The organism is Vibrio sp. Vb1755 (assembly GCF_033338635.1).
GTDB classification, from domain to species: domain Bacteria; phylum Pseudomonadota; class Gammaproteobacteria; order Enterobacterales; family Vibrionaceae; genus Vibrio; species Vibrio alginolyticus.
In genome coordinates this window covers 164,806-179,779 of sequence record NZ_JAWOTA010000002.1, presented here as the reverse complement: position 1 = coordinate 179,779, position 14,974 = coordinate 164,806, and the positions used below count along the sequence as shown (strand labels likewise).

12 protein-coding genes are annotated in these 14,974 nt (G+C 46.5%); 3 read left to right on the top strand and 9 right to left on the bottom strand.

Going from position 1 to position 14,974, the window contains the following annotated elements:
- Positions 1-46: 46 nt before the first annotated feature.
- A complete protein-coding gene (gene artP / locus R7E00_RS03335) occupies positions 47-775 on the bottom strand; it encodes an arginine ABC transporter ATP-binding protein ArtP (protein WP_155604249.1) in 729 nt (242 codons plus the stop codon).
- 424 nt (positions 776-1,199) lie between these two features.
- Between artP and R7E00_RS03330 the strand changes: the two genes are divergently transcribed.
- Both R7E00_RS03330 and R7E00_RS03325 read left to right on the top strand, forming a co-directional pair.
- Complete coding sequence (locus tag R7E00_RS03330) at positions 1,200-3,434, top strand: hypothetical protein (RefSeq protein ID WP_262606006.1); 2,235 nt, start codon at positions 1,200-1,202, stop codon at positions 3,432-3,434.
- Positions 3,435-3,575: 141 nt separating this feature from the next.
- A complete protein-coding gene (locus tag R7E00_RS03325) occupies positions 3,576-4,571 on the top strand; it encodes an ABC transporter substrate-binding protein (protein ID WP_005375798.1) in 996 nt (331 codons plus the stop codon).
- Between the two features lie 82 nt (positions 4,572-4,653).
- Here the strand turns inward: R7E00_RS03325 and R7E00_RS03320 are convergent, their stop codons facing one another.
- The 7 genes from R7E00_RS03320 to R7E00_RS03290 all read right to left on the bottom strand — a co-directional run bounded on the left by R7E00_RS03320 (position 4,654) and on the right by R7E00_RS03290 (position 12,441).
- Entirely contained in the window at positions 4,654-5,031 is a 378-nt protein-coding gene (locus R7E00_RS03320; RefSeq protein ID WP_005390944.1) for a nuclear transport factor 2 family protein, read from the bottom strand.
- Positions 5,032-5,173: 142 nt separating this feature from the next.
- On the bottom strand, positions 5,174-5,905 hold the full coding sequence (locus R7E00_RS03315; protein WP_025767672.1) for a DUF3726 domain-containing protein: 732 nt from the start codon (positions 5,903-5,905) through the stop codon (positions 5,174-5,176).
- The gene (locus R7E00_RS03310) at positions 5,902-7,638 is read right to left on the bottom strand and encodes a hypothetical protein (protein WP_017634250.1); all 1,737 of its coding nucleotides are present in this window, start codon (positions 7,636-7,638) and stop codon (positions 5,902-5,904) included. Before R7E00_RS03310 ends, R7E00_RS03315 begins: the two co-directional genes overlap by 4 nt.
- Before the next feature lie 100 nt (positions 7,639-7,738).
- The gene (locus tag R7E00_RS03305; protein WP_115386696.1) at positions 7,739-9,340 is read right to left on the bottom strand and encodes a BCCT family transporter; all 1,602 of its coding nucleotides are present in this window, start codon (positions 9,338-9,340) and stop codon (positions 7,739-7,741) included.
- Between the two features lie 109 nt (positions 9,341-9,449).
- A complete protein-coding gene (locus tag R7E00_RS03300) occupies positions 9,450-10,439 on the bottom strand; it encodes a membrane dipeptidase (protein ID WP_053303711.1) in 990 nt (329 codons plus the stop codon).
- Between the two features lie 69 nt (positions 10,440-10,508).
- Entirely contained in the window at positions 10,509-11,969 is a 1,461-nt protein-coding gene (locus R7E00_RS03295) for an aldehyde dehydrogenase family protein (RefSeq protein WP_053303712.1), read from the bottom strand.
- 73 nt (positions 11,970-12,042) lie between these two features.
- A complete protein-coding gene (locus R7E00_RS03290; RefSeq protein WP_005375789.1) occupies positions 12,043-12,441 on the bottom strand; it encodes a RidA family protein in 399 nt (132 codons plus the stop codon).
- A gap of 155 nt (positions 12,442-12,596) precedes the next feature.
- On the opposite strand from R7E00_RS03290, the gene R7E00_RS03285 reads away from it, so the two are divergent.
- Positions 12,597-13,487, top strand: coding sequence for a LysR family transcriptional regulator (locus R7E00_RS03285; RefSeq protein ID WP_005375788.1), 891 nt, complete (start codon positions 12,597-12,599; stop codon positions 13,485-13,487).
- A gap of 80 nt (positions 13,488-13,567) precedes the next feature.
- Here R7E00_RS03285 and R7E00_RS03280 read toward each other — a convergent pair whose 3' ends face one another.
- On the bottom strand, positions 13,568-14,674 hold the full coding sequence (locus tag R7E00_RS03280) for an NADH:flavin oxidoreductase (protein ID WP_171345438.1): 1,107 nt from the start codon (positions 14,672-14,674) through the stop codon (positions 13,568-13,570).
- Between the last annotated feature and the right edge of the window lie 300 nt (positions 14,675-14,974).

Sequence of the window (14,974 nt, the reverse complement as noted above, 5' to 3'; positions counted from 1 at the left end):
ACAGCCGAGCTTATCTGTTAAATAGACTGAACTTTAAAAACGTGATTTAGTGATTTAAGTAGTCAGCAAACTGGGCGGTTTGCGGGTTAGAAAACGAATCATTTGTGCCGTGCTCAACGATGTGTCCTTTTTCTAAATACAGTACGTGACTAGCGATTTTCTTGGCGAAATCCACTTCGTGCGTCACAACTACTTGTGTAATTCCGGTTTCGCTTAAATCATTAATGATTTTGACCACTTGGTTCGTGATTTCAGGGTCAAGCGCCGCGGTAGGCTCATCAAAAAGCAAGACTTCTGGTTTCATCATCAGAGCGCGGGCAATCGCCACACGTTGTTGCTGACCACCAGAAAGTTGCATAGGCCATGCATCCGCTTTGTCTGCCAAATGCAGCGTCGCAAGAATTTGCATTGCCTGCTTCTTCGCTTCTTCTTTATCCATGCCAGCGACTTTTACCGGAGCCTCAATCAGGTTCTCCATCACTGTCATATGCGGCCATAGGTTGTACTGTTGGAACACCATGCCCACTTTACGACGAAGCGCTAAACCTTGCTTCTCTTTGATTTCAGTTGAAAAGTCGAATGCGTCATTAGCGATGTTTAACTGGCCGTTATCCGCTCCTTCAAGAAGGTTAAGAACACGTAGTAGAGAGCTCTTCCCTGCACCACTCGGACCGAGTAACACCAGTGTTTCGCCGCTTTCACACTTAAAGCTGACATCGTGAAGGACTTGTGTCTCACCGTAGGATTTATTGATTCCGCTTACCTGAATAGTCATGCTGACATACCGCATTAATTGTCACTTGGCATTTATATTACTCAAAAGGATTTTTTATGCAATAAAAATGTATAAAAATTAATTTTGTTAAATTTTTGTATGATAAGCAATCAATACAACAGAGAATATGACTGGTTTAATCAGTTGGTTTTAACTGAAATTGTTGATGAAAATCCAACAATATGATGGCAATCGAAACAAGGTTAAAATTCTGGTTACTTTTGTGCTTGTGTAGACGGAATTTTGAGTCTTTGAACGTACTACACCCGACGCAGACCTTCTCATTTTTGCCGGGCTTCCCCCCTCGATTTCCGGTAAAGCCTTCTATCGGCGAGTTCCTGATTAGGACTTTGTGAATGGACTATAATTTCTTTTTGTATCTGACTCTTAATTTGAGTCATCTAAGTATTAATGGGATAACTCCATGTTGAAGTCGCATTGTTTTTCTCTCATTGCACTTGCTTCTCTGAGCTTACTTTCTATACCCAGCGTTTGGAGTAGAACAGCAATCGTGTTACCTGGATTGCATGAACAGGGTATTGATCTTCAAGATAAGCCTATCTCTGCTGCGGCTACACGTGAATGGGAACTGGATTATGCTGATATCGTATTCGGCGCTTACGAAAGTAAAAGTCATAATGAGCGTGTACAAGCACTTGGTTACATGTACAACCAAAAGCTGGAACTTAACTCAGGTTGGCTGGAAAACGATATACGTAACCAAGCAGAACTGAATGGAATTGACTACGAAGATTTCTTTCTCCACTTTTCTGAAGACACTATCCTAGCTGAAGTCGACTCAAGCCATGGTGAAAATACATTACTCAATCGAAAACCGATGATCGTTGGCTATACCGCCAGCGCTGACCACGCCGGCTTTTGGCTATATCAACCACCGCCATGGGATGCTGATGTATTTGGCCAGGCGAATAATGGTGGAGCCCTCTATGTCTATCACTCAGAGAAGTTCGACCGCTTAGCCTTTACGTTCTCTCAGTTTGCTCAAGGCGGCAGCTTCACGATTGAATACCCTTCTGCTATCGACTCGTTTGGTCGGGTAACAGAATGGAAACGCTTCGCGATTAAAAAAGACAAAACTGAGAACATGACTAAAAACCAAACAGTAAACTGGTCTGTTCCTTCGGATTGGGTTCGCGCTACAACGCATGATGGTAGCGGAAAAACTTATGGTGGCGGTCAGTACTTTGGCTCCACCTTTTTACGCGACGGCGGCCGCCTTTACTTTGCGAAAATTACTTGGCATGACGGCAACATAGAAAACCGCCCACGTCTCGAAAACATTCAACTCAAAAATAGCTTCCCTGCCGTCAATATCTCAGGAGCACCAACGGAGACACCGGAAGGTCAAACCATTCAACGCTGGCGTAAAATTCGTGGCTTCGACAAATCTGCAGATCGAAACCAAGACAATTATCTTTCTTGGAATGAATACAAAAACCGTTCAAATAAGAATGCAACCGCACGATTTCGTTGGGAGTCACGCGTTATTCCATTTGGTCGTATGTGGAATCAAACCTCTTCTTGGGCATTGACCAATCTCGGCAATCCCTTTTTTGCCAATACAATGCGCCACTCTTACCAAGCTGAATGGGCGAAACAAGGTTTAAATGGTGCGTACAACGACGATACGAATAAGTTACTCGGTGCAAGTCAGTTCTACATATATTCCGGAGGCACAGTGGATGAACTTGGTTTGGTGGCGGGAAGCCAAGCCGCTGACGATGCTTACAAAGCGCAATTCTCGGCGTTCTTGAATAAACTGGCAACGCTGGATGAAGATGCGTTAATTGGCCTCAACATAGGTACGGCAAACTTATTCGGTCGTAATGGGCAAAACCACTTGGTTAACGCTGGCTCCTTGTACTTGCGCGAGCACTACCTTTTCCCTGCTACCGGCTTTAGTGGCTATGCTGGCTTGGCTAAATTTTGGGATAACTCTGCACTCGCCAAAGCGGGCCAGAAAGTGATTTATCAAGCGACAACGCGTTATGGTCGCGTTCAATACTTTGGGAACAAAGAAGACAATTGGAAACAGGACCAATACTCTGCACTAGCAGTGTTCTACTTAAACTATCACCCTGAGCGCAGTTACTTTAATCAGTGGAACAATGGCTACTTATATGGAAGTAATAACACAACAAGTGACAACTTCTGGAAGGCAGGCGTACCAATGAATATTGCTTATCAACCTAGCACCTTGCTTGCCGTTGATTTGGGAGAGCCTGCCAATCAAATACCAGAGGGGTATCAGGCGACTCCGGTAATGATGTCCACCAGCACGCCCTATCCTGCCGATTACACGGTGATTGGAGATGCTTCTATGAGCAAAGTGGCTCATCCTGACTTGCCCAATGGCGCTATCGATTTGTTACCAACCCATACGTACTTTGCGTATCACTCAGACGATATGGTAGTGATGCATGGCCCTACAGAGATGGTGTTAGCCCGCGAATTCACTAAAGGCCGAGTGCTGTATCGAACTGATTTCTTTGGCAAGAATATCGATTATTTCACCTCACCGAAGATGACAATCGTGCTTCCAGAGCCTATGCGACCTGTAGATCAAGACGGTAACATCGGCGACTATGTTTCTCATATTGAGATTGGCGGCTACGAAGGAGTGTTCTTGCTGTATTAACTCCCTTTCAACACGCCTCACCAAACGCTTCATAAATCACCGTTTTTATGCTTAACGTCACTGAAAAAAACTTGTTCACTGAATCTTTATAAACCGATGTATATACTGAAGTAAATGACAACGACAAGGAAATTCAGTCACATGAAGACGACACCTTCAATGCTCTCTGTTCTGCTGCTATCAGCATTATCTACTCATGCAAATGCGGACGAATGCGGAAAAATAACCATCGCAGACATGAATTGGAATTCGGCCAGCTTAATGGCGCACATCGACCAATTTGTCTTAAATGAAGGCTACCAGTGCGATGCGGAATTGATTCCTGGTGATAGCGTTCCTACAGGCACCTCTATGATTGAAAAGGGACAGCCTGACGTTGCGCCAGAGTTATGGACAAACGGTATTAAAGAAGCACTTGATAAAGGGATTGCGGATAAACGCTTGCGCATCGCTAGTGAATCGCTTGTCAATGGTGGTGAAGAAGGGTTTTGGGTTCCCGCCTATCTGGTAAAACAGTATCCAGAACTCGCGACGATAGAAGGCGTCATCAAGCACGCCAAACTATTTGAACACCCAGAAGATGATGACAAGTTCGCGTTCTATAGCTGCCCTGCTGGTTGGACATGCCAAATCACCTCCGGTCACTTGTTTAATGCATTAGGGTTAAGTGAGCACGGCTTTGAGATGGTTGACCCAGGATCTGGCGCAGCATTAGCTGGCACCATCGCCAAAGCCTATGATCGCAAAATGCCTTGGTTTGGTTACTACTGGTCACCGACCCCCGTATTGGGCAAGTATGATATGGTCAAAGTGGATTTTGGTAGCGGAACAGATTTAGAAGAGTATCGCAACTGTACCACTCAGCCTGATTGCGCTTCACCAAAAGTAACAATGTACCCACCTTCTCCAGTTCGCACAGTAACAACTGAGGCGTTTGCGAGCAAAGAACCCCAAGCATTCGCGTACTTGCAGAAACGCGGATTTACCAACGAGCAAATGAGTGAAATGCTGGCATGGATGGAAGATAACTACGCGGACGGTGAAGAAGCGATGTTTTACTTCTTTAATACCTACCCTGACTTGTGGAAAGGCTGGGTATCTGAAGACGTCGCGGTGAGAATCGAAAAAGCGCTTTGATGATTAATACTTAAAGTGCCACAAATCATTTAACCTCCCATACCGTTTGAATAAACGGCATGGGAGACTCGTCAACGACTCGTTAATACATGGTGTGACCATTCAATGTTTCTTTAGGAATCTCTTGCAGAGCGTCCCAATGTTCAACGATCTTCCCATTGTGATCAAAACGAAAGAAATCCATCGTCACGTATTCAATATCATTAGGCCATGTTTGGTGAGTGTGTAGTGCCACCAAGTTCCCTTCAGCAATGGCTCGCACAAACGTAATGTCTTTATTGGGATACTCATTTTGCATCCGCTCAAAATACTCGATAAAAGCCTCGGGGCCATTTCCAACTAATGGATTGTGCTGGATGTACTCATCGCCAACATAGTCTTCAACCGCTTTTCTTGGATTACCTCGATAGGCGGTTTCGTAAAACGCAATGGCATTTCTTTTATTCTCTTGCAGATCCATTTTTCTTACCTGTGTTGCTCCATCTTGCGGATAACGGTAATCATAGTCTTCGAACTTCAGAAGTGACTGAACATCGCGCACAAAAAAGGCCGCTAAACAGCAGCCTTCATCACTTCTACTTGGAATCATCGCCTTTCATAGCTTAAACCACACCACCAGCACCGAGCATAGAACGCTCACTGTTCTCCACCAGCAACGCGGTTGCGGTTTGTTTCAGTGTTTCCCATTCTTGGTCTTCGACAAAGATACCATTTTGCCAAGAAGCTTGTTGCGTACGGCTTAACTCATCGCCTTCAATGTGGGTGGTATATCCTTGTGCACTTTTCTCGATATCGAAATCGTTCACGGAGAGCTCGATAACCATACTATGCAAATCCGTATCATGCCCATCAAACTGATCCGAGAAAAAGACTTCTGGTGCGATTCGTCCGCGGTTTAACACATAAAGCGTTCGCTTGGGACTAGAGCCATTGACCCATTGTGCGCGACACGCGATGCCTTTCGCAGAGAGCTTCAACAACTCACTGAAACCCAGCCAACGATTATGACACTGTTTCAACGTAATGGTAATCGACTTACGGTTGATCATTTTCTCGAGCGCGAAATCCAACACAGCGGGTAAATGACACGCTACACTCCCGTTGTGCAGTTCTACCTCTATGCTTGACGGTGTGCTGTTGGTCACCGATACGGCGCAGTCTGAATCTAACCCAAGAAACAGACTGGCGTTATTAAAATGGCGAACTCCATGTAAGCCAACCATTTGCAAGTCCGCCACCATATTCGCGATGACATCCGCCTCACCACAGTGACGGCGCATGCCAAGAAATGCCTTATTAACCGCGGCCACCAATTCGTTGTGAGAGACGATCATAATGCAAATCCTCCGTTGATTTTTTGATTGTCACTTTGCGCAATTTCGTCACGCGGCGGCATGCTAGGGAAAATCCATGTGTCTGCCAGTTTAGGATCGTGAATTTCATCTAACAACGGCGCACCTTGGAAGAAAGTTACTCGAACCCAACGATCCGAGCGCGGATCAAACTTAGTCGCACCAAAGATCGCCAATTTACAGCGCAGTAAGTGCATTGGTAACGCATCTTTACGCAGCACGTTCATTTGAATATCCCCCATCGCACGGTTGCCTAGCGTCCATACGCGACGTGTGATCGAACGATAAGCCGGTTTTTGCAATAGAAACTCTGCTACGGACATTTCTACATCACAGTCAAGCAAGGCCTGGTACAAGCGATTCACTTGTCTGCCGATATCAAGCGGCAGTTCTTTTTCTTCTCCAGCCTCTTCCCCGCGAACACCAAGCCTTGGCTCTTCTTTATCTTGTGAGCGATACCAGAACCAGTAGTTGTTCTCGGCTAGTGAGTAATCCGCATCAATCGCCCAGCGGTACTTGCTTTGCAACACTTCCAGTAAATCTTGGATCTTTTTCCCGCCCGGAATAGATAACGTTTCATCCGTATTCATTTGGCTAGCAAATTCATCCACTAAAGATGGGTAGAGTTCGATCAAGCAAGAGGTGAGGATTTCTTGGGCTTCCACACTCATTGTTTTCTTTTGCTCGACCAAACTCGCCCAGTTCGGATGTGATGCCATTAACGTTGTTAGCTCTGATAGCAGTTGTTTGATGTCTGCTATCGCTTGGTGATTGAGCCTATCTTGATGTTCATTGATGGTGATGACTTGCTCTAAATGACGCTGTGCTTTTTGCAGCAATCCTTGCAAAGGAGCATGGAACGACGCTTCACCCGGCATCGCAAAGACTCGCGCTACCGCACGCTCGCGAGAGGCCATCCATTGGTCAACAATACATGGGTGATTAATCAAGTATGGAGCCATGCCTAAGCCAGTAGCATTGCCGACACCAAGGTAGCGCTGCAAGCCACGATGCAAAGCCACCGCGTTGTCGCCACCTTGTTGAAGTGCCAGATAGTGCACCCAATCTAGGCTGAATTCACGCAACATATATACGGCACACATTTGCGCACTAAAAGACTGGCTGAAATCTGAGTTATTCTCTAACAGTTTGAAGTCGGCGATACCAAACTTTCCGTTACCATAAACAGCTGTGGTACGCAGGATATAACCCACTTCCGCTAACTCTTTCGGCTCAGGCTGCTCGCCTTGAGAAAGCGCGCTAACAATGTGCTCAAACACGCGCACACTTTTGTTTGCGCGAGCAAGAACAAGTACGTTGTTTGGATTACGTCCCGCTTCTTGCAGCGGTACATTTTCTCGCAATCTTTCCAACAAAGTAACATCAACATCGCCTTGAACCAGTGCAAATGTGACGTCCCACTTTTCAGCAATGACGCGATCATTACGCTCGTCGTCGGCAATTTCATCACAGAATACCACCAAATGATAAACGTGCTCTGGCGTGGTCAATTTGTAAATCACATGACCATAACCACGAGGACAAAGCTGCCACTCATGCTTGGTTACTTGCCAGTTTTGGCTTGCCATATTACGAATCAGACTGCGAACAAAGCTGATTCGGTTTTGGTGCATTGCGCCAAGCCTTTCGGCTGCCATGACAATCGCTGCATCGCGCATAGTTGCTTCCGTATAAGTAGAACGATGTGCATCCATTTTGCTCACCACCTATTTGTTATTGTAAGAATACTAGGGTTTGTGCGGATGCAGGAGGAAAACACCGCACAAGCTCCACGTTGTTTGAATTAGATAATTGTTATAGCCCTTGCTCTTTCGCCATTTTGATTGCGATTTGCGGCGCATTCCAAAGCGACGGTAACAGAATCAACGAAACCGGAACCGCGGTAATCACAATGAAAGATTGCAGTGCAGAAATGCCGCCAGAGCCAAGGGAAATTAGGATCAATGCCGTCACACCCATCATTACGCCCCAGAAGGTACGGATGATCGCATTCGGCTCCGTTTCACCACTGATCACGACACTGATTGTGTAGGTCATTGAGTCGCCCGTCGTGACAATGAAGATCGTGGTTAAAATCAGAAATAGAATTGAAGTCAGCATTGGCATTGGTAGTTGCTGAGTCACCGCAAGCAAAGCACCTGGCAAGTTAAAGCCTTCAAACGCCGCACTCACACTACCCGGTTCAGCAATTTCAAACGCAAGGCCTGAGCCGCCCACAATCGTGAACCAAAAACAAGTGGTTAACGGAGCCACTATACTGATGGTTGAAATAACTTGGCGAATAGTGCGACCACGGGAAATACGCGCAATAAAAATTGCCATCATCGGACCATAACCCAGGAACCAGCCCCAGAAAAATACTGTCCACCAACTTAGCCAACCTTCGTCACCGCGATAGGTCGCCATTGGGATAAAGTTATCTAGCATGCTCCCTACACCTTGAATGTATCCGTTAAAGATAAAATTCGTAGGGCCAAAAAACAGGATGTAAACCATCAATGCCATTGCCAGAATCACGTTGTAACGACTAAGCAGTTGCATGCCTCGGCTTAATCCACTGAGCGCTGACAAGGTGTAAAGCGCAATCGCAAACAAGATGATGATAAGCTGAGTGGTAAAGCCATCAGGAATATCAAACAGCGCATTTAACGCGTAGCTAACCTGCAAGCCTAGAAACCCAATTGGCCCGATGGTGCCTGCGGCTACCGCGATAATGCAGCACGCGTCAATCAATGCACCGAGTTGGCCTTTAAGTGCTCGTTCGCCCAAGACTGGGTAAAGCAAAATACGGGGTTTTAGTGGTAAACCTTTGTCGTAATGCAGGTGCATCACCACGATCGAAGTTAAGCTACCTACAATCGCCCAAGCCAGAAAGCCCCAGTGCATAAAGGATTGCGACAACGCATTCACCGCACCTTGCTGCGGGTTATCTTGCGCGCCGTATAAAGGGGGTGGGCTAACATAGTGTGCGATAGGCTCAGCCGCGGCCCAGAAAACGCCACCACCAGCCAATAAGGTACAGAAAATAATCGCCATCCAGCGGAAAGAATCCATTTCTGGTTTTGCAATCCCGCCCAACATCACCTTGCCTGTTCGCCCTGCAGCCAAGCCAAGACCAATAAGAAAAGTGAGAAGCAGCAGTAACTGCCAGTATGGACCAAATACCTGAACTGCCCAGCCAAAGCCAGCGTTAACGATCGTAGATAACAGCTCGCCGTCATAAAGTGCAATAGCAACGAACAACGCGATGAAACCACCGCTATACCAAAAGGCCGGGTTATTCAGTCCTAATTTGTCCGTCGTGTTTTCTGTTGTTGATGTGTTGTGTTTTGCTTTCGACTTGCCCGATGACACGTTCATCGTGGAAGCTTTCATGCTATTGGTTAAATCAGACATACTCTGGCTCCAGAGGTTCTTTGCAGCAGCCAAAGACTGGCTACAAATGTGAGTTTTACGCCTGCCGTATTGTTATTATGTGGGCAGGCGGTTCCTACTTTGGGGAATGCTATGAAATAGGCTCTAATCCTTCTTTAAGGAAGTTGAACCAGTTTTCACCCAATATTTTTCCAGCCTCAGATTCACTGAATCCGTGACCCATTAATCCGTTGTAGATGTTCTCCATCCCTGCGCTGCCGCAGAACCATGGCAGCGCATCTGGCCATCCCGAGTTACTTGCTGAACCTTCGCCGTAATCCATCGCTTTTGACCAACGACCGTTGCGCATCCACTCCAACACTTGTTGCGGCTGATTTAGGCACAAATCGCTACCGATACCTAAATGGTCGACGCCAAACATGTCTGCGGTTTTCGCTACCATCTGGCAGAAATCATCCAGCGTGCACTGGCTGCCATTTGGCAAATGGAATGGATATAAACTGAATCCAATCAAACCACCGCGCTCCGTCAGTGCTTTGATCACGGTGTTGGATTTGTTGCGCAGTGCGTCATGCGCAAACGTCGGGTTAGCATGGCTGATACAAATTGGACGCGAAGAGAGCTCGATAGCTTCCAACGTCGAACGCTCCGCGCTGTGGGACATATCAATGATCATCCCGACTCGGTTCATCTCTTCAATCGCTTGCTTACCAAAGCGAGTTACGCCGGAATCGTTTTGTTCGTAACAACCTGTCGCCAGTAAGCTTTGGTTGTTGTAGGTCAGTTGCATGATCAGCAGACCTTGGCGGCGCATCACTTCAATCAGACCAATTTCATCATCGATAGGTGAGCAATTTTGCGCGCCGAAGAAGATGCCGACTTTGCCTTCTGCTTTGGCTTTTTCTACATCTGCCATTGAATAAATAGGCATGATGAGGTCCGCATTTTGCTCGAAGCGCAAGTTCCATTCAGCAAAACGCGTTAAGGTTTCGCGCGCAGTTTCGTGGTAGACGATAGTGGCATGAACGGCGGTAATGCCACTCGCCTTAAGCGTTTGGAAATACTCTCGATCCCAATTGCAGTACTGCAATCCGTCAATCACAATCCGTTGTTGGTACATAACCACTCCTTAAACAATTTCTTAGCCTTTCAGTGCGGGTAACTGACACCATCAGCTACCCTGCTGTTCTTAGTAAGGGCGCTGATAAGCGGTTTTCACCACGGTGTAGAACTCTTTGGCGTACTGCCCTTGCTCACGAGGGCCAAAGCTAGATTCTTTACGGCCACCAAATGGGACGTGATAATCTGTACCCGCAGTTGGCAAGTTAACCATGACGCAGCCCGTTTGGACTTGCTGTTTGAAGATCGCGCTATTGCGCAGACTTTGCGTGATAATGCCGCCTGTCAGGCCAAAGCGCGTATCGTTCGCGACTGCAATCGCCTCACCCAAATCAGAAACGCGAATCACGCTTGCCATTGGTGCAAAGACTTCTTCTTGGTTCACTTCCCAGCTGTTTTGTGTGTTCAAGAACAGGGTTGGTGACATATAGTAACCGTCATGCTCTAGGCTCAGACGCTCACCACCGAAAGCCAGCTCCGCGCCTGCTTGGCGTGCATTTTCAATCCACTCAAAGTTCGCATTCAGCTGGTTACCATCAACAACAGGACCCATGAATACGCCCTCTTCCAGTGCGTGACCCACTTTTAATTCGCTCATGCGTTTGATTAGCGCTTCAACATACGCGTCGTGAATTCCGTCCATAACCACAAGACGAGAAGACGCGGTGCACTTTTGACCTGCACCCGAGAATGAGCCTGCGATTGTCGCTTCAACGGCAATTTGAATGTCTGCATCATCTGCCACTACGAGCGCATTTTTGCTACCCATCTCTAGCTGACAACGCACAAAATTTGGTGCCGTTGCCGCTGCAACTTTACGGCCTGTGTCCACAGAACCAGTGAAGCTCACGCCGTTCACATCCTTCGAATTGATAAGGGTATTACCGACTTGCGAACCGCTACCCAAAACGAGGTTAAACGTGCCGGCAGGTAAACCTTGGCGATGGATAATCTCTGTCAGCGCAACGGCACTTGCTGGGGTTAGGTTGGCAGGCTTCCAGACGACGCTGTTACCAAACGCAAGTGCTGGCGCGATTTTCCAAGCCGCTGTTGCTGTTGGAAAGTTCCAAGGAGAGATAATGGCGATAACGCCGACGGCTTCACGAGTAACTTCAACGGAGACACCTGGACGGACGGAAGCAGCGTTATCGCCAATTTGACGCAGAACCTCAGCAGCAAAGTATTGGAAGAATTGGCCAGCACGGTATATCTCACCTCGACCTTCAGCAAATGGCTTACCTTCTTCACGCGAAAGTAAGGTGCCCAATTCGTCACATCGTGCAATGAGCTCATCACCAATCGCTTGTAGCACTGCTTGCTTGCGCTCGATTGGTGTTTTTTCCCACTCTGGCTGCGCTGATTTAGCCGCTTGAATCGCTTGCTCTACTTGCGACACACTCGCTTGTGCGAAATCGCCAATGTTTTCGCTGATATCAGAAGGGTTAATATTGGCGATGGTGTCCATGCCCGATTGCCACTCACCCGCTATATAGAGGGATTTTTCTGCTTGAACATTGTTAATAAAAGTCATGGTTCTTTCCTTGTTCTTCCGATTTGTGATGGCAAGCCACCCACTCACTGATCTCTAATTGTTCTTATTGGATTTATTCTGGTTGGCTTGCCGACGCGTAGACGACAAACTCCACCAACATCTCTTCTCGCGCTAACCCTGCAACCACCATGGCGGCGCGATTTGGGTACGGCGCTTCAAAATATTCCGCGTACACTTGGTTAACGGTCTTTAAGTATTCTCTGTCGGTCACATAAATCAGGACCTGCAACACCGAGTCCAAAGACTCCCCTGCACACTCCAGGGTGTGAATGAGATTGTTAAAGGTTTGACGTGTTTGTGCTTCGATACCGCCTTCCACAACCGCGCCTGTGTCATCAATAGGAATTTGAGCCGTATACAGGGTTCCGTTGTTGACTATCGCCCATTCAAGCGGCGCTTTAGAAGCAAATAGACTGGTTTTAACTGGGTGTTTTTTAGTAGGAGTATTCACGTGCCTTTCAACCTTTGTAATAGCTTTGTTTCAATATGGTTAAATGATGCACATTGACAGGCGATAAATCTAACGGTAAATTTTTGACATTTGATAAATTAAACTTATCACTCTATTTAAAATAACGTAAATAAAGGGATTAAGAGGCATTAGGGATGAGTATTAAGCTTCAACAATTAATGCATTTTGTGATGGTAGTCGAGGAAGGAGGCTTTCGAGCCGCTTCACATCGTGCAAATCGTTCTCAGGCGGCACTGTCCACATCGATAAAAGAGCTTGAAAAAATTCTAGGGCAAACGCTGTTTGAACCCGGAAACAAAACCAAATTGACCCCGTTTGGTGAAATTTGTCTGCCCAAAGTGGTTCAGTTTCTCAATATCTACAGTGCGCTGGACAACGATCTCAAAGCTGCCGCGGCCGGACAGCAAGGGAGAGTGCGAATTGCGAGCGTTCCTTCTGTTGCAGCGAAACTCATCCCGAGCGTGTTGGGTGCCTTTTGCGAGCAGTATCCAAATGTAGAAGTAAGCTTGATCGATGATAACGCGGCGGGCGTCGAGGCTCGCTTACTCTCCGGTGAAGTCGACTTAGCGCTCGGTAACCCCTCTCACCTCGATGAGGGCGGCATTGACTTTACGCCGCTGTTAGCCGATCCAATAGGCGTGGTGTGTTTAAAGGACAACCCTATTGCGAGTCATCCAGAAGGAATCGAGTGGCAAACTTTGTTGGAACAACCCTTTATCCGTAACGGCACTTGTACACTTCTAGATCCAACCCCAGCAAGAGCTCTGAGTCAGCAAGCGCTCTATTCGGTCGAAAATATTACTTCGCTATTTTCTGTCTTAGAACTTGGGATTGGTGTCACGACCCTACCGAAGCTTGCTTTCCCAACCAATGAAACACGCTTGGTTTGGATTCCGCTTATCGATCCACCACTTGAAAGGCAAATTGGTATATTTACGTTAACCGATCGCACGATCTCGCCTCAAGCTAAAGCATTTCACGATCTTTGTGTGCATTATTTAAACTATCAAAAAGAAGATAAATAATGGTTCGATTAACATGCGGATAATTAAAAGCCTCCATATTCAGAGTGGAGGCTAATTTGTATTTGTGTAGTCGCTTCGTTTTATTTTTTGCGACGATTTCGGTTCTTATACACCACGCAAAAGTTACCACGCTTGGTACGACACTTTGAGCAACGTTCGCAATCTACTGGTGCGCGATTGCCTTCTTTCCAACGTTTGATCAACTGCGGCTCAGCCAATAAAGGGCGTGACACAGCAAAAAATTGGATATCTGTGTTTTCTGCAATTTTCTCAATCGCATCAATGTCGCTCAGCCCGCCGACAGTAATCACCGGTATGCTAACGTCCTGACTGATCACGTGACCATATTCGTGAAAGTAACCTTCTTCTTGTAGTGTGTAACCATCGAACGTTTGACCAACAAGTTCGTTTGCTTTGCCGTGAATATTGCCAGACACGACGATCGCATCAACGCCTACTTCTTCAAGTTTCTTACAGACGACGCGAGTTTCATCGAACGTTAAACCGCCGTCAAAGAACTCTGTTGCCGTCAGTTTTACGAGGATGGGAAATTCGCTTCCAACCAGCTTTCTGGTTTCAGAATAAATTTCTAAAAGAAAGCGCATGCGATTTTCTAAGTCACCACCATATTCGTCTTCTCGACGATTATAGTACGGGCTTAAAAACTGGTTAATTAAATAAGTGTGCGCCGCATGAATCTCTACGCCGTCAAAACCAGCGTCTTGAGCACGTTTACTCGCCAATGCGAATGCCTTTACGATGTAGTCTATTTCGTCCTTTGTCATCGCTTTGCCTTGCGTATTTGTACCACGCTCAGGCACGTCACTCGGAGCGAAGATGACACGCTCACCGACGTTATGGGTGGTTTTGGTGCCACCGTAAGCAATTTGCATCACGATTTTAGAATCTTGTTGATGTACTAGCTCTGTTAGCTTTTTGTATTCTTCAATAAAAGAGTCGTTGTAGATCCCCATCATACCTGCGTTGGGTTTCTCTTCTTCAACGATATTGGCATAACCCGTGACAATAAGCCCAACTTCCCCTTTCGCAAGCGTTTCGTAAATATCGTAAAGCTTTACCGTCATGTGACCATCTTCGGTCGCCATGTTCTCCCACGTTGCGCTTCGCACAAAACGGTTCTTTAGGATCATGTTGCCAATGCGGGCTTCGGAAAACAAAATGCTCAAAACCAGTCCTCTTAAAGTTGTCTTTATGTTTTATCTTTTCGCAAGTAAACAAGAACGAAAAAGGAACAGCGATACACGATGTATGGCTGTTCCTTCTCTGAATCCTTGAGACCTGCAAACTACAGGCGCACCTTAATGCCTCGGAGACGACAAAACTTTAATCTGGGTTAATGTTTAGTGAGTTTTTAGATTATGTAAAAAGATGATTCTTAATCGTGTTCATTTCACTGGAGCTAAGATGCTTCCTCACCTACTTTCAGTCGTAAAACTTTTGTATTTCGCTAGCTGGTGATTCAACTC

Coding starts and splice junctions, on each gene's coding strand:
- artP (WP_155604249.1), bottom strand. CDS start 775: ATGACTATTCAGGTAAGCGGAATCAATAAATCCTACGGTGAGACACAA.
- R7E00_RS03330 (WP_262606006.1), top strand. CDS start 1,200: ATGTTGAAGTCGCATTGTTTTTCTCTCATTGCACTTGCTTCTCTGAGC.
- R7E00_RS03325 (WP_005375798.1), top strand. CDS start 3,576: ATGAAGACGACACCTTCAATGCTCTCTGTTCTGCTGCTATCAGCATTA.
- R7E00_RS03320 (WP_005390944.1), bottom strand. CDS start 5,031: ATGGATCTGCAAGAGAATAAAAGAAATGCCATTGCGTTTTACGAAACC.
- R7E00_RS03315 (WP_025767672.1), bottom strand. CDS start 5,905: ATGATCGTCTCTCACAACGAATTGGTGGCCGCGGTTAATAAGGCATTT.
- R7E00_RS03310 (WP_017634250.1), bottom strand. CDS start 7,638: ATGGATGCACATCGTTCTACTTATACGGAAGCAACTATGCGCGATGCA.
- R7E00_RS03305 (WP_115386696.1), bottom strand. CDS start 9,340: ATGTCTGATTTAACCAATAGCATGAAAGCTTCCACGATGAACGTGTCA.
- R7E00_RS03300 (WP_053303711.1), bottom strand. CDS start 10,439: ATGTACCAACAACGGATTGTGATTGACGGATTGCAGTACTGCAATTGG.
- R7E00_RS03295 (WP_053303712.1), bottom strand. CDS start 11,969: ATGACTTTTATTAACAATGTTCAAGCAGAAAAATCCCTCTATATAGCG.
- R7E00_RS03285 (WP_005375788.1), top strand. CDS start 12,597: ATGAGTATTAAGCTTCAACAATTAATGCATTTTGTGATGGTAGTCGAG.